The 20,142-nt window shown below is 51.0% G+C and carries 16 protein-coding genes and 1 pseudogene; 13 read left to right on the top strand and 4 right to left on the bottom strand.

The features are described 5' to 3' along the window. The first annotated feature begins 364 nt into the window (after nucleotides 1-364). The 8 genes and pseudogenes from dosC to HUZ68_RS11245 all read left to right on the top strand — a co-directional run bounded on the left by dosC (nucleotide 365) and on the right by HUZ68_RS11245 (nucleotide 10,393). Entirely contained in the window at nucleotides 365-1,747 is a 1,383-nt protein-coding gene (gene dosC / locus HUZ68_RS11280; protein WP_000426292.1) for a diguanylate cyclase DosC, read from the top strand. A 24-nt stretch (nucleotides 1,748-1,771) separates the two neighbouring features. Then, nucleotides 1,772-4,171 (top strand): annotated as a pseudogene (gene dosP / locus HUZ68_RS11275) (oxygen-sensing cyclic-di-GMP phosphodiesterase DosP). A gap of 257 nt (nucleotides 4,172-4,428) precedes the next feature. Continuing rightward, entirely contained in the window at nucleotides 4,429-5,010 is a 582-nt protein-coding gene (gene ddpX, locus HUZ68_RS11270; protein WP_001285834.1) for a D-alanyl-D-alanine dipeptidase, read from the top strand. Between the two features lie 13 nt (nucleotides 5,011-5,023). Beyond that, entirely contained in the window at nucleotides 5,024-6,574 is a 1,551-nt protein-coding gene (locus HUZ68_RS11265) for an ABC transporter substrate-binding protein (protein WP_000830565.1), read from the top strand. Nucleotide 6,575: 1 nt separating this feature from the next. Further along, nucleotides 6,576-7,598, top strand: coding sequence for an ABC transporter permease (locus tag HUZ68_RS11260; protein WP_000145111.1), 1,023 nt, complete (start codon nucleotides 6,576-6,578; stop codon nucleotides 7,596-7,598). Further along, nucleotides 7,595-8,491, top strand: coding sequence for a D,D-dipeptide ABC transporter permease (gene ddpC, locus HUZ68_RS11255; protein ID WP_000979613.1), 897 nt, complete (start codon nucleotides 7,595-7,597; stop codon nucleotides 8,489-8,491). Before HUZ68_RS11260 ends, ddpC begins: the two co-directional genes overlap by 4 nt. Then, nucleotides 8,488-9,474, top strand: coding sequence for an ABC transporter ATP-binding protein (locus HUZ68_RS11250; protein ID WP_028132732.1), 987 nt, complete (start codon nucleotides 8,488-8,490; stop codon nucleotides 9,472-9,474). Before ddpC ends, HUZ68_RS11250 begins: the two co-directional genes overlap by 4 nt. Next, nucleotides 9,467-10,393 (top strand): oligopeptide/dipeptide ABC transporter ATP-binding protein, encoded by a 927-nt coding sequence (locus HUZ68_RS11245; RefSeq protein WP_028132733.1) that lies wholly within the window; start codon nucleotides 9,467-9,469, stop codon nucleotides 10,391-10,393. Before HUZ68_RS11250 ends, HUZ68_RS11245 begins: the two co-directional genes overlap by 8 nt. Nucleotides 10,394-10,448: 55 nt before the next feature. On the opposite strand, the gene osmC is transcribed toward HUZ68_RS11245, so the two are convergent. Further along, nucleotides 10,449-10,880 carry a peroxiredoxin OsmC gene (gene osmC, locus HUZ68_RS11240; RefSeq protein ID WP_000152305.1) on the bottom strand — a complete coding sequence of 144 codons (432 nt, stop codon included), beginning with the start codon at nucleotides 10,878-10,880 and terminating at the stop codon, nucleotides 10,449-10,451. 344 nt (nucleotides 10,881-11,224) lie between these two features. Between osmC and bdm the strand changes: the two genes are divergently transcribed. The 5 genes from bdm (at nucleotide 11,225) to HUZ68_RS11215 (ending at nucleotide 15,108) form a co-directional block, all read left to right on the top strand. Further along, nucleotides 11,225-11,440 carry a biofilm-dependent modulation protein gene (bdm, locus tag HUZ68_RS11235; RefSeq protein WP_000495766.1) on the top strand — a complete coding sequence of 72 codons (216 nt, stop codon included), beginning with the start codon at nucleotides 11,225-11,227 and terminating at the stop codon, nucleotides 11,438-11,440. Between the two features lie 101 nt (nucleotides 11,441-11,541). Beyond that, nucleotides 11,542-11,679: a stationary-phase-induced ribosome-associated protein gene (sra, locus tag HUZ68_RS11230; protein WP_000841554.1), complete on the top strand. Its 138-nt coding sequence runs from the start codon at nucleotides 11,542-11,544 to the stop codon at nucleotides 11,677-11,679. A gap of 156 nt (nucleotides 11,680-11,835) precedes the next feature. After that, complete coding sequence (gene maeA / locus HUZ68_RS11225; RefSeq protein WP_000433464.1) at nucleotides 11,836-13,533, top strand: malate dehydrogenase; 1,698 nt, start codon at nucleotides 11,836-11,838, stop codon at nucleotides 13,531-13,533. 133 nt (nucleotides 13,534-13,666) lie between these two features. Further along, nucleotides 13,667-14,677, top strand: coding sequence for an alcohol dehydrogenase AdhP (gene adhP / locus HUZ68_RS11220; RefSeq protein ID WP_000642407.1), 1,011 nt, complete (start codon nucleotides 13,667-13,669; stop codon nucleotides 14,675-14,677). A 146-nt stretch (nucleotides 14,678-14,823) separates the two neighbouring features. Then, complete coding sequence (locus tag HUZ68_RS11215; protein WP_000781370.1) at nucleotides 14,824-15,108, top strand: HigA family addiction module antitoxin; 285 nt, start codon at nucleotides 14,824-14,826, stop codon at nucleotides 15,106-15,108. Between the two features lie 227 nt (nucleotides 15,109-15,335). Here the strand turns inward: HUZ68_RS11215 and fdnI are convergent, their stop codons facing one another. Genes fdnI through fdnG form a run of 3 tightly spaced genes read right to left on the bottom strand, consistent with a single transcriptional unit; the run spans nucleotide 15,336 to nucleotide 19,926 of the window. Continuing rightward, on the bottom strand, nucleotides 15,336-15,989 hold the full coding sequence (gene fdnI, locus HUZ68_RS11210) for a formate dehydrogenase-N subunit gamma (RefSeq protein WP_000045648.1): 654 nt from the start codon (nucleotides 15,987-15,989) through the stop codon (nucleotides 15,336-15,338). Next, nucleotides 15,982-16,866 carry a formate dehydrogenase N subunit beta gene (fdnH, locus tag HUZ68_RS11205; protein ID WP_001240582.1) on the bottom strand — a complete coding sequence of 295 codons (885 nt, stop codon included), beginning with the start codon at nucleotides 16,864-16,866 and terminating at the stop codon, nucleotides 15,982-15,984. The genes fdnI and fdnH overlap by 8 nt, the downstream gene beginning before the upstream one ends. 12 nt (nucleotides 16,867-16,878) lie before the next feature. After that, the gene (gene fdnG / locus HUZ68_RS11200; protein ID WP_239594203.1) at nucleotides 16,879-19,926 is read right to left on the bottom strand and encodes a formate dehydrogenase-N subunit alpha; all 3,048 of its coding nucleotides are present in this window, start codon (nucleotides 19,924-19,926) and stop codon (nucleotides 16,879-16,881) included. Nucleotides 19,927-20,142 lie beyond the last annotated feature (216 nt).

The following is a 20,142-nucleotide window of genomic DNA, read 5'->3' as shown; positions in this document are numbered from 1 at the left end:
ACTTTGTAACAAGCCGGTACATTACCCACCGGCTTGTTACCCTCTTGAACTATCCCACTACTAATCATGCTTACTAAAGTCAAATTAACCATGCAATTAACCACACTTAGTTAAACAGCCATAAATCCCCTAATAAAAATGTATGAATATGAAAAAACATACGATATTCGCTGTCACCGAAAAATAATTACGATGGGCTATACTCTTCTGAAGAACAGTAGCGTAGATTGAAACTGTCCTAAGTCGCTTATTTCTTTTCAGTATATCTTCATATTTCAGGAGAATATGGTGCAGTTAGTCGATCTCGCACGTTGCGTTTCGTTTTGATTCCGTCTGATTTCCCAGCCTTATAAGGGTGTGAATTATGGAGATGTATTTTAAAAGAATGAAAGATGAGTGGACCGGACTTGTCGAACAGGCAGATCCGCCCATTCGAGCTAAAGCCGCGGAAATTGCCGTTGCGCATGCTCATTATCTGAGTATTGAGTTTTATCGAATTGTCCGCATTGACCCGCATGCCGAAGAATTCTTGAGTAATGAACAAGTTGAGCGGCAGTTGAAAAGTGCGATGGAACGCTGGATTATTAACGTGCTTTCTGCCCAGGTTGACGATGTCGAAAGGCTAATACAAATCCAGCATACCGTCGCGGAAGTGCATGCCCGCATAGGAATTCCGGTAGAAATTGTCGAGATGGGGTTTCGGGTGCTGAAAAAGATCCTCTATCCGGTAATCTTCTCTTCGGATTATTCTGCCGCAGAAAAACTTCAGGTCTACCATTTCTCGATTAACAGTATTGATATCGCTATGGAAGTGATGACCCGCGCGTTTACCTTTAGTGACAGTAGTGCCTCAAAAGAAGATGAAAACTATCGTATCTTCTCGTTACTGGAAAACGCCGAAGAAGAAAAAGAACGGCAAATAGCCTCAATACTTTCATGGGAAATAGATATCATCTATAAAATCCTGCTGGATTCTGATTTAGGCAGTAGTTTGCCTTTAAGCCAGGCTGATTTTGGCCTGTGGTTTAACCATAAAGGTCGACATTATTTCAGCGGCATTGCTGAAGTGGGCCATATCTCTCGTCTGATTCAGGATTTCGACGGTATTTTCAATCAAACCATGCGTAACACCAGGAATTTGAATAACAGAAGTCTGCGGGTGAAATTTTTATTACAGATAAGAAATACTGTATCGCAAATTATTACCTTGCTGCGTGAATTGTTTGAAGAAGTATCGCGCCACGAAGTCGGTATGGATGTACTGACGAAATTACTTAACCGCCGTTTCCTGCCGACTATCTTCAAACGCGAAATTGCCCATGCCAACCGGACCGGTACACCGCTGTCAGTGCTGATTATTGACGTTGATAAATTCAAAGAGATCAACGATACGTGGGGCCATAACACTGGTGATGAAATTCTGCGTAAAGTCTCTCAGGCCTTTTATGACAACGTCCGCAGTAGTGATTATGTTTTCCGCTACGGGGGCGATGAATTTATCATTGTTTTGACTGAAGCTTCTGAAAACGAAACGTTACGTACCGCAGAACGTATTCGCAGTCGGGTGGAGAAAACCAAACTGAAAGCCGCAAACGGCGAGGATATTGCCCTCTCACTTTCCATCGGTGCCGCCATGTTTAATGGTCATCCTGACTATGAGCGCCTCATTCAAATAGCCGATGAAGCTCTGTATATCGCCAAAAGACGAGGTAGAAACCGTGTTGAACTCTGGAAAGCCAGTCTTTAGATGCGCCAGGATGCAGAGGTAATCATGAAGCTAACCGATGCGGATAATGCCGCCGATGGCATTTTTTTCCCCGCCCTTGAGCAAAATATGATGGGTGCGGTGTTAATTAACGAAAATGATGAAGTGATGTTTTTCAACCCCGCCGCAGAGAAGCTCTGGGGATACAAACGTGAAGAAGTCATTGGCAATAACATTGATATGCTGATTCCGCGGGATTTGCGTCCTGCGCATCCTGAATACATTCGTCACAACCGTGAAGGCGGTAAAGCGCGTGTTGAGGGGATGAGTCGGGAGCTGCAGCTGGAGAAAAAAGACGGCAGTAAAATCTGGACCCGTTTTGCGCTATCGAAAGTGAGCGCCGAGGGGAAAGTTTATTACCTGGCGCTGGTACGGGATGCCAGCGTAGAAATGGCGCAAAAAGAATAGACCCGACAATTGATTATTGCCGTTGACCATCTCGACCGACCGGTGATTGTTCTCGATCCGGAACGCCATATTGTGCAGTGCAATCGCGCATTTACCGAAATGTTTGGTTACTGCATTAGCGAAGCCAGCGGTATGCAGCCCGATACACTCCTGAACATTCCTGAATTCCCTGCCGATAACCGCATTCGTTTACAACAGTTGCTATGGAAAACCGCCCGCGATCAGGACGAATTTCTGCTGCTGACGCGCACCGGTGAAAAAATCTGGATTAAAGCCTCTATAAGCCCGGTTTATGACGTGCTCGCGCATCTGCAGAACCTGGTAATGACTTTCTCGGATATCACCGAAGAACGGCAGATCCGCCAGCTTGAAGGCAATATTCTCGCCGCCATGTGCAGCAGCCCGCCATTTCATGAAATGGGGGAAATCATTTGTCGTAACATCGAATCTGTTCTCAACGAATCGCATGTTTCGCTGTTCGCACTGCGCAACGGGATGCCGATACACTGGGCGTCATCTTCGCACGGTGCAGAAGTTCAAAATGCGCAAAGCTGGTCAGCGACCATTCGTCAGCGTGATGGCGCGCCTGCGGGGATCCTGCAAATTAAAACCTCGTCAGGAGCAGAAACCAGCGCCTTTATCGAACGCGTGGCAGATATCAGCCAGCATATGGCCGCGCTGGCGCTGGAACAGGAAAAAAGCCGTCAGCATATTGAACAACTCATCCAATTTGATCCGATGACCGGTCTGCCAAATCGCAATAACCTGCACAATTACCTCGATGACCTGGTCGACAAAGCCGTCTCTCCGGTGGTGTATCTCATCGGTGTTGACCATATTCAGGATGTGATTGATAGCCTTGGCTATGCGTGGGCCGATCAGGCATTGCTGGAAGTGGTCAATCGCTTTCGTGAAAAACTCAAACCGGATCAGTATCTCTGTCGTATCGAAGGTACGCAGTTTGTCCTCGTGAGCCTGGAAAACGACGTCAGTAACATTACCCAAATCGCCGATGAGCTACGGAATGTGGTCAGCAAACCGATAATGATTGACGATAAACCCTTCCCGCTTACCTTGAGTATTGGCATCAGCTACGACGTGGGTAAAAACCGCGATTACCTGCTCTCCACTGCTCACAATGCAATGGATTATATTCGCAAGAATGGCGGTAACGGCTGGCAGTTCTTCAGCCCGGCGATGAACGAAATGGTAAAAGAGCGTTTGGTTTTAGGCGCAGCGCTGAAAGAAGCGATTAGCAATAACCAACTGAAACTGGTTTACCAGCCGCAAATCTTCGCAGAAACGGGTGAACTGTACGGCATCGAAGCCCTTGCTCGCTGGCACGATCCCCAGCATGGTCATGTGCCCCCTTCACGGTTTATTCCTCTCGCAGAAGAGATTGGTGAAATCGAAAATATTGGGCGCTGGGTCATCGCGGAAGCTTGCCGTCAGTTAGCAGAATGGCGTAGCCAGAATATTCATATCCCGGCGTTATCCGTGAACTTGTCGGCGCTGCACTTTCGCAGTAATCAGCTGCCTAATCAGGTGTCTGATGCAATGCAAGCCTGGGGTATTGACGGCCACCAGCTGACGGTAGAAATCACGGAAAGCATGATGATGGAACACGATACCGAAATCTTTAAGCGCATTCAGATCCTGCGTGATATGGGCGTGGGTTTATCGGTAGATGATTTTGGCACGGGCTTTTCCGGATTATCCCGCTTAGTCAGTCTTCCGGTAACGGAAATCAAAATTGACAAAAGTTTTGTCGATCGTTGTCTGACGGAAAAACGCATCCTTGCCTTACTTGAAGCCATTACCAGCATTGGGCAAAGCCTCAATTTAACCGTCGTGGCGGAAGGCGTCGAAACCAAAGAGCAATTTGAGATGCTACGCAAGATCCACTGTCGCGTTATTCAGGGATATTTCTTTTCCCGCCCCCTACCCGCCGAAGAAATTCCAGGCTGGATGAGCAGCGTGTTACCGCTGAAAATCTGACAAATTCCTCTCGCCCGCACTCGCGGGTATTCATTTAACGTGACACCGTCACTTAAATACTGTGATTTCAGCTACGATTCCGGGAGATTCCTTCCTTAACTTCCCCTCTTGCACCAAAACTGCACTACGCTGCACAAATGTTGATCAAAAGTTAAAAAATATAACTTTAAGCCAGCATTCTGGCGCTTCTCCCGGCATGGCATGAGATCTGCATAAGCGGAAAGCGCAGCAATTTTTGTCTTATACAGGAACCGTTTATGTCGGATACCACCGAACTGGTTGATTTAGCCGTGATCTTCCCTGATCTGGAGATCGAATTGAAATACGCCTGCGCTGATAACATCACAGGTAAAGCTATTTACCAGCAAGCGCGTTGTCTGTTACACAAGGATGCGATTACCGCGCTGGCGAAAAGTATCAGTATCGCCCAGCTATCAGGCTTACAACTGGTGATTTACGATGCGTATCGCCCACAACAAGCACAGGCGATGTTGTGGCAAGCCTGCCCAGACCCGCAATATGTTGTTGATGTGACGGTCGGTTCTAATCACAGCCGTGGCACGGCGATCGACCTGACGCTTCGTGATGAGCACGGGAACATCCTGGATATGGGCGCAGGGTTCGATGAAATGCACGAGCGCTCCCATGCCTATCACCCTTCCGTCCCGCCCGCCGCTCAGCGCAATCGCCTGTTGCTGAATGCGATAATGACTGGTGGCGGTTTTGTCGGTATTTCCAGCGAATGGTGGCACTTCGAATTACCCCAGGCAGCGAGTTACCCACTGCTCGCTGATCAATTCACCTGTTTTATATCCCCTGGCACACAGCACGTCAGTTAATCAGGAAACTTTCATGAAGAGATCGATATCGTTTCGTCCCACATTGCTCGCGCTCGTCCTTGCCACAACTTTCCCGGTTGCGCACGCCGCCGTACCGAAAGATATGCTGGTGATTGGTAAGGCCGCCGATCCACAAACCCTCGACCCGGCGGTAACAATAGATAATAACGACTGGACAGTGACCTACCCGTCTTATCAGCGGCTGGTTCAGTACAAAACGGACGGTGATAAAGGCTCAACCGACGTTGAAGGCGATCTGGCAAGTAGCTGGAAAGCGTCTGACGATCAAAAAGAGTGGACGTTCACCCTGAAAGATAATGCTAAATTTGCCGATGGCACACCTGTCACTGCCGAAGCAGTAAAACTTTCTTTTGAGCGGCTACTAAAAATCGGCCAGGGGCCAGCAGAAGCATTTCCCAAAGATTTAAAGATTGATGCTCCCGACGAACATACGGTGAAGTTTACCCTTAGCCAGCCATTTGCACCGTTCCTCTACACGCTGGCGAATGACGGTGCATCCATTATCAACCCGGCGGTGTTAAAGGAACATGCGGCGGATGATGCCCGCGGCTTCCTCGCGCAAAATACCGCCGGTTCCGGACCATTTATGCTGAAAAGCTGGCAAAAAGGTCAGCAATTAGTTCTGGTGCCAAATCCGCATTACTCCGGCAATAAACCGAACTTTAAGCGAGTATCGGTAAAAATTATCGGTGAAAGTGCCTCCCGTCGCCTGCAGCTCTCCCGTGGCGACATTGACATTGCCGATGCGCTGCCGGTGGATCAACTCAACGCCCTGAAGCAGGAAAATAAAGTCAATGTGGCAGAGTATCCGTCACTGCGCGTCACCTATCTGTATCTGAATAACAGCAAAGCGCCACTTAATCAGGCGGATCTGCGTCGGGCCATTTCCTGGTCTACCGATTATCAGGGCATGGTTAACGGCATTCTGAGTGGTAACGGAAAACAGATGCGCGGCCCGATTCCGGAAGGCATGTGGGGCTACGATGCGACGGCAATGCAATACAACCATGACGAAACGAAAGCCAAAGCCGAATGGGATAAAGTGAAGAGCAAACCCACCAGCCTGACGTTTCTCTACTCCGATAACGATCCGAACTGGGAGCCTATTGCTCTGGCGACACAATCCAGTCTCAACAAGCTGGGCATCAATGTGAAGCTGGAAAAGCTGGCGAACGCCACCATGCGCGACAGAGTGGGTAAAGGTGATTACGACATTGCGATTGGCAACTGGAGTCCGGATTTTGCCGACCCGTATATGTTTATGAATTACTGGTTTGAGTCAGACAAAAAAGGTCTGCCGGGTAACCGCTCGTTCTATGAAAACAGTGAGGTCGATAAGTTACTACGCAATGCGCTCGCGACCACCGACCAGACGCAGCGTACCCGGGACTACCAGCAGGCACAGAAAATCGTCATTGATGACGCTGCTTATGTGTACCTGTTCCAGAAAAACTACCAACTGGCGATGAACAAAGAGGTGAAAGGCTTTGTGTTCAATCCCATGCTGGAACAGGTCTTCAATATCAATACCATGAGTAAATAACGTGACCTTCTGGAGTATTTTACGCCAACGCTGCTGGGGGCTGGTGCTCGTGGTGGCGGGCGTCTGCGTGATTACGTTTATTATCTCGCATCTGATCCCTGGTGATCCGGCGCGGTTACTGGCGGGTGACCGCGCCAGCGATGCTATCGTGGAAAATATTCGCCAGCAACTGGGACTGGACCAGCCACTGTATGTACAGTTTTACCGCTACGTCAGCGACCTGTTTCATGGTGACCTGGGAACATCCATTCGTACCGGGCGTCCGGTGCTGGAAGAGTTGCGTATATTTTTCCCGGCGACGCTGGAGCTGGCATTTTGCGCGCTGCTACTGGCACTCCTGATTGGCATCCCGCTGGGCATACTCTCTGCAGTCTGGCGAAATCGCTGGCTGGATCATCTGGTGCGAATAATGGCCATTACCGGAATCTCCACACCTGCGTTCTGGCTTGGGCTGGGCGTCATTGTGCTGTTTTATGGTCATCTGCAAATTCTTCCCGGCGGCGGAAGGCTTGATGACTGGCTGGATCCACCAACGCACGTTACCGGCTTTTATCTGCTCGATGCGTTGCTTGAAGGCAACGGTGAAGTCTTCTTCAATGCGTTGCAACATCTCATCTTACCGGCATTAACGCTGGCGTTTGTTCACCTGGGGATTGTCGCCCGCCAGATCCGCTCAGCGATGCTGGAACAATTGAGTGAAGACTACATTCGTACCGCCCGGGCCAGCGGCTTGCCCGGCTGGTATATCGTTCTATGTTATGCGCTACCCAATGCGTTGATCCCTTCGATTACCGTATTGGGGCTGGCGCTGGGCGATTTGTTGTATGGCGCAGTGCTTACCGAAACCGTTTTTGCCTGGCCCGGAATGGGGGCATGGGTAGTGACATCAATACAGGCGCTCGACTTCCCGGCAGTGATGGGCTTTGCCGTCGTGGTTTCATTTGCTTATGTGCTGGTCAACCTGGTGGTGGATTTGCTCTATTTGTGGATTGATCCGCGTATCGGACGTGGAGGTGGTGAATGATGCTAAGCGAGGAAACGTCCGCCGTACGCCCACAAAAACAAACGCGATTTAACGGTGCAAAACTGGTATGGATGCTGAAAGGCAGTCCGCTCACCGTGACCGGCGCAGTCATCATTGTATTAATGCTACTGATGATGATTTTTTCACCGTGGCTGGCGACGCATGATCCCAACGCCATTGATTTAACCGCCCGCCTTTTGCCGCCTTCTGCGGCGCACTGGTTTGGCACCGATGAAGTGGGACGCGATCTGTTCAGCCGCGTACTGGTCGGCAGTCAGCAATCAATTCTCGCCGGATTAGTGGTGGTCGCCATTGCGGGTATGATTGGTTCGCTACTCGGATGTCTATCCGGTGTGCTTGGCGGACGCGCAGACGCCATCATCATGCGCATCATGGACATTATGCTGTCGATTCCTTCGTTGGTACTGACAATGGCACTGGCTGCCGCTCTCGGGCCGAGTTTATTTAACGCCATGCTGGCGATTGCTATTGTGCGAATTCCCTTTTATGTGCGCCTGGCGCGGGGGCAAGCATTAGTTGTACGCCAGTATACCTATGTTCAGGCGGCGAAAACCTTTGGTGCGTCGCGTTGGCATCTGATCAGCTGGCATATTTTACGTAACTCCCTGCCGCCGCTGATCGTGCAGGCATCGCTGGATATCGGTAGCGCGATTTTAATGGCCGCCACGTTGGGATTTATTGGCCTGGGTGCTCAACAACCGAGTGCTGAATGGGGCGCGATGGTAGCGAATGGTCGCAACTATGTACTCGATCAGTGGTGGTATTGCGCATTTCCGGGGGCAGCGATTTTGCTTACCGCCGTTGGGTTTAATCTCTTTGGTGATGGTATTCGCGATCTGCTTGACCCGAAAGCAGGAGGAAAGCAGTCATGACCCAACCCGTTCTGGACATTCAACAGCTGCATTTGAGTTTCCCCGGTTTTAACGGTGATGTTCACGCGCTCAACAATGTGTCCTTGCAGATTAACCGCGGTGAAATTGTCGGTCTGGTGGGAGAATCCGGCTCAGGTAAATCAGTCACCGCAATGCTGATTATGCGTCTGCTACCGACGGGCAGTTATTGCGTACATCGGGGGCAGATTTCCCTACTGGGAGAAGATGTTCTTAACGCGCGGGAAAAACAGCTTCGTCAGTGGCGCGGCGCACAAGTGGCGATGATCTTTCAGGAACCGATGACCGCCCTCAATCCGACACGTCGAATAGGTCTTCAGATGATGGACGTGATCCGCCATCATCAACCAATAAGTCGTCGGGAAGCCAGAGCTAAAGCGATTGCCCTGCTGGAAGAGATGCAAATCCCGGATGCCGTGGAAGTTATGTCGCGCTATCCGTTTGAGCTTTCAGGTGGTATGCGCCAGCGGGTAATGATTGCGCTGGCATTCTCCTGCGAACCGCAATTGATTATTGCCGACGAACCGACTACGGCGCTGGACGTCACGGTGCAGTTGCAGGTACTGCGTTTGCTTAAACATAAAGCCCGCGCCAGTGGAACTGCGGTTCTGTTCATCAGCCATGATATGGCCGTGGTGTCGCAACTGTGCGATAGCGTTTACGTGATGTATGCCGGAAGCGTAATTGAAAGCGGCGTGACGGCAGACGTTATCCATCATCCCCGGCATCCGTATACCATTGGTTTGCTGCAATGCGCACCAGAACATGGAGTACCACGCCAGCTATTACCCGCCATTCCAGGGACGGTACCAAACCTCACCCATTTGCCTGACGGCTGCGCTTTTCGCGATCGTTGCTATGCGGCAGGTGCACAGTGTGAAAACGTCCCGGCGCTGACAGCGTGTGGTGACAACAACCAGTGCTGTGCCTGTTGGTATCCGCAGCAGGAGGTCATAAGTGTCTGACACGTTATTAACGTTACGCGACGTCCATATCAATTTCCCGGCCCGTAAAAACTGGCTTGGTAAAACTACGGAACATGTTCATGCCATTAATGGTATTGATTTACAGATCCGCCGTGGTGAAACCTTAGGGATCGTCGGCGAGTCAGGCTGCGGCAAAAGCACCCTCGCACAGCTTTTAATGGGTATGCTGCAACCGAGCCACGGGCAATACATCCGTTCTGGCTCACAACGCATTATGCAGATGGTGTTTCAGGACCCGCTCTCTTCGCTCAATCCGCGCTTACCGGTGTGGCGCATCATCACAGAACCGCTCTGGATAGCTAAGCGTAGTAGTGAACAACAGCGGCGAGCGTTGGCAGAGGAGCTGGCTGTGCAGGTGGGTATTCGTCCTGAGTATCTCGACCGCCTGCCTCATGCGTTCTCCGGCGGGCAGCGGCAACGCATCGCCATTGCCAGAGCACTCTCTTCGCAGCCTGACGTGATTGTGCTTGATGAGCCAACCTCGGCGCTGGATATCTCCGTGCAGGCGCAGATCCTCAATTTACTGGTAACGCTACAGGAAAATCACGGGCTGACTTATGTGCTGATTTCACACAATGTCTCGGTGATTCGTCATATGAGCGATCGGGTAGCGGTGATGTATCTCGGGCAGATTGTAGAACTGGGCGACGCGCAACAGGTACTGACGGCTCCGGCACATCCGTACACCCGATTATTGCTGGACTCCCTCCCCGCCATTGATAAACCGCTGGAGGAAGAATGGGCATTACGTAAAACGGAACTGCCGGGAAACCGCACGTTGCCGCAAGGCTGTTTTTTCCGCGAACGTTGCCCTCTGGCAACCCACGGATGTGAAGTCCGGCAATCATTAGCAATAAGGGAGGACGGACGTGAGCTCCGGTGCTGGCGGGCGCTGTAGAGATGCTAACAACGCATCAGGCATTCACGCGCCTGACGCGTCATCCGGCAATGCTTTACGATTTCAACTGGTAATCCAGCGTAATTTCCGCTTTCAGTACCTGAGAGACCGGGCATCCTGCTTTTGCTTTCTGGATGATGCCGTCAAAGGTAGAGGCATCAATACCCGGCACCGCAACTTCACTCTTCAGTGCGATTTTCGTAATCGCAAAACCGGCATCCACTTTATCCAGCGACACATCGGCGGTGGTATCAATCGATGTTGGCGTGAATCCCGCTTCCCCCAGCATTAATGAAAGCGCCATTGAGAAACATGCGGCATGCGCTGCGCCAATCAGTTCTTCAGGGTTGGTTCCTTTTTCGCCTTCAAAACGCGTGTTAAATCCATACGGCTGTTGGTTCAGCACGCCACTCTCGGTGGATACTGTTCCCTTCCCGCGTTTGATATCGCCTTCCCAGTGTGCCTGACCTTTCTTATGGATTGTCATTGTTGCTCTCCTGTGGGCTTAAAAAGGAAATTATAGACTACGTGAGAAACCGCACGAGGATAAGCAGGATATTCCGAATAAAATACGGCGAAAATATTACTTCTGCACTTAAATTAAATTCCCGCAATAGATAACGGGGAATATATAACCCAAAAGATATTGCATCAATATTAATCGAATAGTCCCAATCACAATCCCTATGAATATCATGGTGTTAAAATATAAAAATCATCAACCAGGACTAATCTTAACAACGAAGCGGCAAATATTTGCCATGCTGAATGTGCTTTATAAATCTGCGATCCGTAGCAGACACCATAAATACACAGACACGGAGAATCACTATGTTTACTTATTATCAGGCAGAAAATTCAACAGCAGAACCCGCTCTGGTTAATGCCATTGAGCAAGGCCTTCGGGCAGAGCACGGTGTTGTCACTGAAGATGACATTCTCATGGAGCTGACCAAATGGGTGGAAGCTTCTGATAACGACATCCTCAGTGATATCTACCAGCAAACGATCAATTATGTGGTCAGTGGCCAGCACCCTACGCTTTAAGGTGCTATGCTTGATCGGCAACCTAATTTAGGGGTTTAGCACGTGTTTCTTCGCTACGGCGATGTTGTCCTTAAAACTAGCAACAGGATTGAGGAGTTAAAATGAAATCGAACCGTCAGGCACGTCATATTCTTGGACTGGACCATAAAATATCTAACCAGCGCAAAATAGTTACCGAAGGTGACAAATCCAGCGTGGTAAATAACCCAACCGGCAGAAAACGCCCCGCTGAAAAGTAATTCATAACCATCAGTCCTCAATGACGATTAAACACCATTGCCTGCGCAATGGTGTTTTTGTTTTTATCTGCTTTATACTTGGGGCCGACGCCCTGGCGGTAAAGCAAAGACGATAAAAGCCCCCCAGGGATGGATATTCAAAAAAGAGTGAGTGACATGGAACCAAAAACAAAAAAACAGCGTTCGCTTTATATCCCTTACGCTGGCCCTGTACTGCTGGAATTTCCGTTGTTGAATAAAGGCAGTGCCTTCAGCATGGAAGAACGCCGTAACTTCAACCTGCTGGGGTTACTGCCGGAAGTGGTCGAAACCATCGAAGAACAAGCGGAACGAGCATGGATCCAGTATCAGGGATTCAAAACCGAAATCGACAAACACATCTACCTGCGTAACATCCAGGACACTAACGAAACCCTCTTCTACCGTCTGGTAAACAATCATCTTGATGAGATGATGCCTGTTATTTATACCCCAACCGTCGGCGCAGCCTGTGAGCGTTTTTCTGAGATCTACCGCCGTTCACGCGGCGTGTTTATCTCTTACCAGAACCGCCACAATATGGACGATATTCTGCAAAACGTACCAAACCATAATATCAAAGTGATTGTGGTGACTGACGGTGAACGTATTCTGGGGCTTGGTGACCAGGGCATCGGCGGGATGGGCATTCCGATCGGTAAACTGTCGCTCTATACCGCCTGTGGCGGCATCAGCCCGGCGTATACCCTTCCGGTGGTGCTGGATGTCGGCACCAACAACCAACAGCTGCTTAACGATCCGCTGTATATGGGCTGGCGTAATCCGCGTATCACTGACGACGAATACTATGAATTCGTTGATGAATTTATCCAGGCTGTGAAACAACGCTGGCCGGACGTGCTGTTGCAGTTTGAAGACTTCGCACAAAAAAATGCGATGCCGTTACTTAACCGCTATCGCAATGAAATTTGTTCCTTTAACGATGACATTCAGGGCACTGCGGCGGTAACAGTCGGCACACTGATCGCAGCAAGCCGCGCGGCAGGTGGTCAGTTAAGCGAGAAAAAAATCGTCTTCCTTGGCGCAGGTTCAGCGGGATGCGGCATTGCCGAAATGATCATCGCCCAGACCCAGCGTGAAGGATTAAGCGAGGAAGCAGCACGGCAGAAAGTCTTTATGGTCGATCGCTTTGGCCTGCTGACCGACAAGATGCCGAACCTGCTGCCTTTCCAGACCAAACTGGTGCAGAAGCGCGAAAACCTCAGTGACTGGGATACCGACAGCGATGTGCTGTCACTGCTGGATGTGGTGCGCAATGTAAAACCAGATATTCTGATTGGCGTCTCAGGACAGACCGGGCTGTTTACGGAAGAGATCATCCGTGAGATGCATAAACACTGTCCGCGTCCGATCGTGATGCCGCTGTCTAACCCGACGTCACGCGTGGAAGCCACACCGCAGGACATTATCGCCTGGACTGAAGGTAACGCGCTGGTCGCCACTGGCAGCCCGTTTAATCCAGTGGTATGGAAAGATAAAATCTACCCTATCGCCCAGTGTAACAACGCCTTTATTTTCCCGGGCATCGGCCTGGGGGTTATTGCTTCCGGCGCGTCACGTATCACCGATGAGATGCTGATGTCGGCAAGTGAAACGCTTGCTCAGTATTCGCCGCTGGTCCTGAACGGCGAAGGTCTGGTACTACCGGAACTAAAAGATATTCAGAAAGTCTCCCGCGCAATTGCGTTTGCGGTTGGCAAAATGGCGCAGCAGCAAGGCGTGGCGGTGAAAACGTCTGCCGAAGCTTTGCAACAAGCCATTGACGATAATTTCTGGCAAGCCGAATACCGCGACTACCGCCGTACCTCCATCTAAGCCTGCGCCCGGTAGTGAAGGCTACCGGGCAATTTCCCTCTCCCTTTTTCAGATCTCATCCATACTGGGTAGTGGCGAATAAATATCATTTGCCTCACCTGCTATGCAGAACATCATCCGAAAAGGAGGAACTATGAAGGCTGCAGTTGTTACGAAGGATCATCATGTTGACGTTACGGATAAAACACTGCGCTCACTGAAACATGGCGAAGCCCTGCTGAAAATGGAGTGTTGTGGTGTATGTCATACCGATCTTCATGTTAAGAATGGCGATTTTGGTGACAAAACCGGCGTAATTCTGGGCCATGAAGGCATCGGTGTGGTGGCAGAAGTTGGCCCAGGTGTCACCTCATTAAAACCAGGCGATCGTGCCAGCGTGGCGTGGTTCTACGAAGGATGCGGTCATTGCGAATACTGTAACAGTGGTAACGAAACGCTCTGCCGTTCAGTTAAAAATGCCGGATACAGCGTTGATGGCGGGATGGCGGAAGAGTGCATCGTGGTCGCCGATTACGCGGTAAAAGTGCCAGATGGTCTGGACTCGGCGGCGGCCAGCAGCATTACCTGTGCGGGGGTCACCACCTACAAAGCCGTTAAGCTGTCAAAAATTCGTCCCGGGCAGTGGATTGCTATCTACGGTCTTGGCGGTCTGGGTAACCTCGCCCTGCAATACGCGAAGAATGTCTTTAACGCGAAAGTGATCGCCATTGATGTCAATGATGAGCAGTTAAAACTGGCAACCGAAATGGGTGCAGATTTAGCGATTAACTCACGCACCGAAGACGCCGCCAAAATTGTGCAGGAGAAAACCGGTGGCGCTCACGCTGCGGTGGTAACAGCAGTAGCTAAAGCTGCGTTTAACTCGGCAGTTGATGCAGTCCGTGCAGGTGGTCGTGTTGTGGCTGTCGGTCTGCCGCCGGAGTCTATGAGCCTGGATATCCCACGTCTTGTGCTGGATGGCATTGAAGTGGTCGGTTCGCTGGTCGGCACGCGCCAGGATCTAACTGAAGCCTTCCAGTTTGCGGCCGAAGGCAAAGTGGTGCCGAAAGTCGCCCTGCGTCCGTTAGCGGACATCAACACCATCTTTACCGAGATGGAAGAAGGCAAAATCCGTGGCCGTATGGTGATTGATTTCCGCCGCTAAGAGGCCTTTGCTGCGACTGCCAGTCCTGGTGTCGCAGCATCGCACACTCTCCAACATGAAATGGCTAAATGGATTATTGTTGCGTAGGAAGGAACAATAATGATAGTGTTCCCAGTGAAGGAACACTACTGAGAGTAAAGACACTAATGAAAATGGCCAATCATCCCCGCCCGGGGGACATTATTCAGGAATCACTGGACGAACTTAATGTCAGCCTGCGCGAGTTTGCCAGAGCAATGGAAATTGCGCCCTCAACGGCAAGCCGATTGCTGACCGGAAAAGCAGCTTTGACGCCTGAAATGGCAATTAAACTTTCCGTGGTGATCGGCAGTTCGCCGCAAATGTGGCTGAATCTGCAAAACGCCTGGAGTCTGGCAGAGGCTGAAAAAACGGTGGATGTGTCGCGATTACGCCGTCTGGTTACGCAATAAAAAATGGCACCTTATAAAGCGCCATTTGAAACTGATGACAAATGCAACATTGCCTGATGCGCTACGCTTATCAGGCCTACACGTTCACTGCAATCTATTGTATTTGAAGGGTTTTCATGCCGGATAAGGCATTCACGACGCATCCGGGATGAACAAAGCCCACGTTGTCTACAATATGAAAATGGCGCCTTTTACAGCGCCATTTTCAGCTTAAAGTTCAATAGAGATTATATCCCTTCTTCACTCTCTTTTTTCGCTTCTGCCTTCTCGATTTCACGATACCAGCGCGGATGGTGTTTCTTCGCCCAGCGACGGCTCACCTTCCCTTCGATCATCCCTTTAATCGATCCTTTCACCCAGAATGCCATATACATATGGATCAGGATGGCGTGGATCAGGATGATACCCGCAGCCGCGTGGATCAGCAGGCTGTAGCGAACAACCTGCATCGGGAAGTACTGCGCAAAGTACGGACGCCAGATAATCACCCCGGTCACCAGCAGCACGAAAATCATGCTCATGATCGACCAGAACATCATCTTTTGCCCGGCGTTGTACTTACCGACATCCGCCACTTTGTGCTCATTGCCTTTTAATACTTCGACAATGTTCAACAGCCACGGAATATCTTTCTTATCCGGGATGTTGTGATGCACAAAACGCACAAACATAAACATCAGTGCGACGAAAATCGCAATGCCGAAGAACGGGTGCAAAATGCGTCCCATCTGCGGCGTACCGAAGGTTTGCGTCAGCCATTGCAGCGTCGGGAAGAAGAACGAAATCCCGGACAGCGCCACCAGGAAGAAGCAAATCACCACGGTCCAGTGACAGGCGCGATCAATAAATTTGGTGCGCACAATCATTTTCGACTTACTCATGATGATCCTCCTCGTCATCGTCCACTTCCTTATTCGGGCCAATACCGATGTAATGGAAAATCAACCCTGCAAAAGTGGCAATAAAGCCAGCCGCTGCCAGCGGTTTCAACGCGCCTTTCCACAGGCTTACCGAGGTGTCGATCTTCGGATCTTTCGGCAGACCGTGATACAGCTCCGGCTGATCGGCGTGATGCAGCACGTACATAACGTGCGTACCACCGACCCCTTCCGGGTTGTAGACGCCAGCATGTTCGTAACCACGCGCTTTCAGTTTCGCCACGCGCTGTTCCGCCAGCTCCAGCATCTCCTTCTTGGTGCCGAAGTGGATAGCCCCGGTCGGACAGGTTTTCACACAAGCCGGTTCCTGGCCGACGCTGACGCGATCGACGCAGAGCGTGCATTTATATACCCGGTTATCCTCTTTGTTGAGGCGCGGAATATTAAACGGACACCCGGCAATGCAGTAACCACAGCCGATGCAGTTTTCCGACTGGAAATCGACAATCCCGTTAGCGTACTGAATGATTGCACCAGCAGACGGGCACGCCTTCAGGCAGCCGGGATCTTCACAGTGCATACAGCCGTCTTTACGGATCAGCCACTCCAGCTTGCCGTTCTGTTCGGTTTCGCTAAAGCGCATCACCGTCCAGGACTTGGCGCTCAGATCGGCGGGGTTATCATAAACCCCGACGCAGTGCCCCACTTCATCACGGATGTCGTTCCACTCCGAACACGCCACCTGACAGGCTTTACAGCCGATACAGGTGGAAACGTCGATAAGTTTCGCGACTTCTGCTTTGTAATCACGCACCTGAGAAGGCGGCGTGATGGAGTTAGTTGCGGACCTTTTGATAATGTCCTGCGTTTCCATAGCCATCTGTTCGCCCCCTTACGCCTTCTCGATGTTGACTAAGAACGCTTTATATTCCGGCGTTTGCGAGTTTGCATCACCGACATTCGGCGTCAGAATGTTAGCGATATAACCTTTACGCGCGACACCCTCAAAGCCCCAGTGGATTGGAATACCCACCGTTTCAACCTGCTGACCGTTTACATTCAGCGGTTTCAGACGGCGCGTTACCACAGCCACCGCGCGGATAAAGCCACGCTTGCTTGAGACAGTGACACGATCGCCATTATTAATGCCTTTCGCCGCCGCCAGCGTTTCGCTGATTTCCACAAACTGTTCCGGCTGAGCAATTGCGTTGAGCAATGCGTGCTTGGTCCAGGTGTGGAAGTGCTCGGTCAGACGATAGGTCGTACCCACATACGGGAACTGCTCTTTTTTACCCATCCGCAGCGCGTCTTGTTCATACAGACGAACGACCGGGTTAGACACCACGTTCGGATGCAGCGGGTTAGTGCCCAGCGGCGTTTCAATCGGCTCGTAGTGTTCCGGGAACGGACCTTCCGCCATTTTGTTGATGGCAAACAGGCGTCCCATCCCTTCCGGCTGCATAATAAACGGCCCGGTTGGCGTACCCGGTGCGGCATTGCCGAAGTCCGGAATATCGTTACCCGTCCACTTGCTGCCGTTCCACTGGATCAGCATCCGTTTCGGATCCCACGGTTTACCGTTGATATCCGCCGAAGCACGGTTGTACAGCACGCGACGGTTGAGCGGCCACGCCCAGGCCCATCCCAGCGTATTCCCCAGACCGGACGGGTCGGAGTTATCGCGGTTAGCCATCTGGTTGCCCTGCTCTGTCCAGCTACCGGTGTAGATCCAGCAAGAGGATGCGGTTGTACCGTCATCACGCAGATGCGCAAAGCTACTCAGCAACTGACCTTTCTTCGCAATCAGCACGCCATTTGCGTCATAGAGATCTTCCAGCGCATAGCCGTTGTTCTCTTTTGCCACTTCGTCAGATTGCGGTTCGTGCGGCTGCTTGTAGTTCCAGCTCATCTTCATCAGCGGTTCTACGCCTTTACCACCTTCGGCCTGGTACAGCTCGCGCAGATGATGGTAGATACCCGCCAGAATTTCGCCGTCGTTACGCGCTTCGCCCGGCGCGTCCTGACCTTTCCAGTGCCACTGCAACCAGCGACCGGAGTTAGCGATAGAACCATCTTCTTCGGCAAAGCAGGTCGAAGGCAGACGGAATACTTCAGTCTGAATAGACGCCGGATCGACATCGTTCGACTCGCCGTGGTTCTGCCAGAAGGTTGAGGTTTCAGTCACCAGCGGATCGATAACCACCATGTACTTCAGTTTGCTCAGGCAGCTCACCACTTTGTTTTTGTCCGGGAAGGACGCAACCGGGTTAAAGCCCTGGCAGAAATAACCGGTGACTTTGCCTTCATCCATCATGTTGAAATACTTGATGACGTCGTAGGTCTGGTCCCACTTCGGCAGCCAGTCATAGCCCCAGTTGTTCTCTTTCTGCGCGGCATCGCCATAGAAAGATTTCATCAGGCTAACGAAGAACTTCGGATAGTTGCTCCAGTAGTTCACCTGACCAGCCAGCGTCGCTTTCGGCGTGTTCGCTTCCAGATACGACTGCAAATCAACCTGTTTTTCTGACGGCAGCGTCAGATAACCTGGCAGGCTGGTAGAGAGCAGGCCTAAGTCAGTCAGCCCCTGAATGTTGGAGTGACCACGCAATGCGTTCACGCCGCCACCGGCCATACCCATGTTACCGAGTAGCAACTGGATCATCGCCATAGTACGGATGTTCTGCGCACCCACGGTGTGCTGCGTCCAGCCCAGCGCGTACAGGAAGGTGGTTGTGCGATCCGGTGCGCTGGTGGAGGCCAGCACTTCACACACTTTCAGGAAGTCAGCTTTTGGCGTACCGCAGATGTTTTCAACGACGTCCGGCGTGTAGCGGGAAACGTGCGCTTTCAGCAAGGTCCACACACAGCGCGGATGAGTCAGTGTTTCATCGCGTTTCGCATAGCCGTTTTCATCGAACTGATAGTTCCAGGACGATTTATCGTATTGCCGTTTTTCAGCGTCGTAGCCGCTGAACAGACCGTCTTCGAAAGCAAAATCATCACGCACCAGCAAGCTGGCGTTGGTGTAATGCTTAACGTATTCAGCGTTGATTTTGTCGTTTTCGATCAGGTAGCGCAAAACGCCAGACAGGAACGTAATGTCCGTACCGGAACGAATAGGTGCGTAAATATCCGCTACAGAAGCGGTACGCGTAAAACGGGGATCGACAACGATCAAGGTTGCATCGTTGTTGTTTTTCGCTTCCATCGCCCAGCGGAAACCGACGGGATGCGCTTCAGCAGCGTTACCGCCCATTACCATTACGACGTTAGCGTTTTTGATATCCACCCAGTGGTTGGTCATCGCACCGCGACCAAATGTTGGAGCAAGACTTGCTACCGTTGGTCCGTGTCAGACGCGCGCCTGGTTGTCTACCGCCAGCATCCCGAGGGAGCGGGCAAATTTCTGGGTCAGCATCCCGGTTTCGTTGCTGGCACCGGAAGCACACAGCATACCGGTAGAAAGCCAACGGTTTACCGTTACGCCCTGCTCGTTCTTTTCAATAAAGTTAGCGTCACGGTCAGCTTTCATCAGCTTCGCAATACGGGAGAATGCTTCTTCCCAGCTAATGCGCTGCCATTTGTCAGAACCTGGCGCACGATATTCCGGGTAGCGCAGACGGTTTTCGCTGTTGACGTAATCCAGCAAACCGGCCCCTTTCGGGCACAGCGCACCACGGCTTACCGGATGATCCGGGTCACCTTCAATGTGATAAATCGCTTCTCTGGCGTTTTTCGCGCCATCACCCAGGCTATACATCAATAGCCCGCAACCTACGGAACAGTATGTGCAGGTGTTACGGATCTCTTTAGCGCGTAATAATTTGTAGTTTCGCGCCTGAGCCAGTGCTTGCTTCGGGGCAAAGCCCAATGCCGCTACTGTTGTTCCAGCCATACCGCCCGCGCAGATTTTAAAAAATTGTCTGCGACTGACGTCCATTGCTTTCCTCTTTTTTCAGGGGTATTACTGCGCGAGGAAACTAACAGTAAAATTCTGAATCTTTTTGCGCGAAATCAAAAAGAACACGTGTTTGCCACAAAATAATCCGCCTGCGCAAATTGACCTACCTCAATAGCGGTAGAAAAACGCACCACTGCCTGACAGGCCAGTTAAAAAAATGCTATAAAATTCAGCTTAATTTTTAACGGCAAAAGA

Origin of the sequence: Shigella dysenteriae, from assembly GCF_022354085.1 — a bacterium.
GTDB classification, from domain to species: Bacteria; Pseudomonadota; Gammaproteobacteria; order Enterobacterales; family Enterobacteriaceae; genus Escherichia; species Escherichia coli.
The sequence above is the reverse complement of the archived record's forward strand: the minus strand, read 5'-3'. Positions and strand labels throughout refer to the sequence as shown.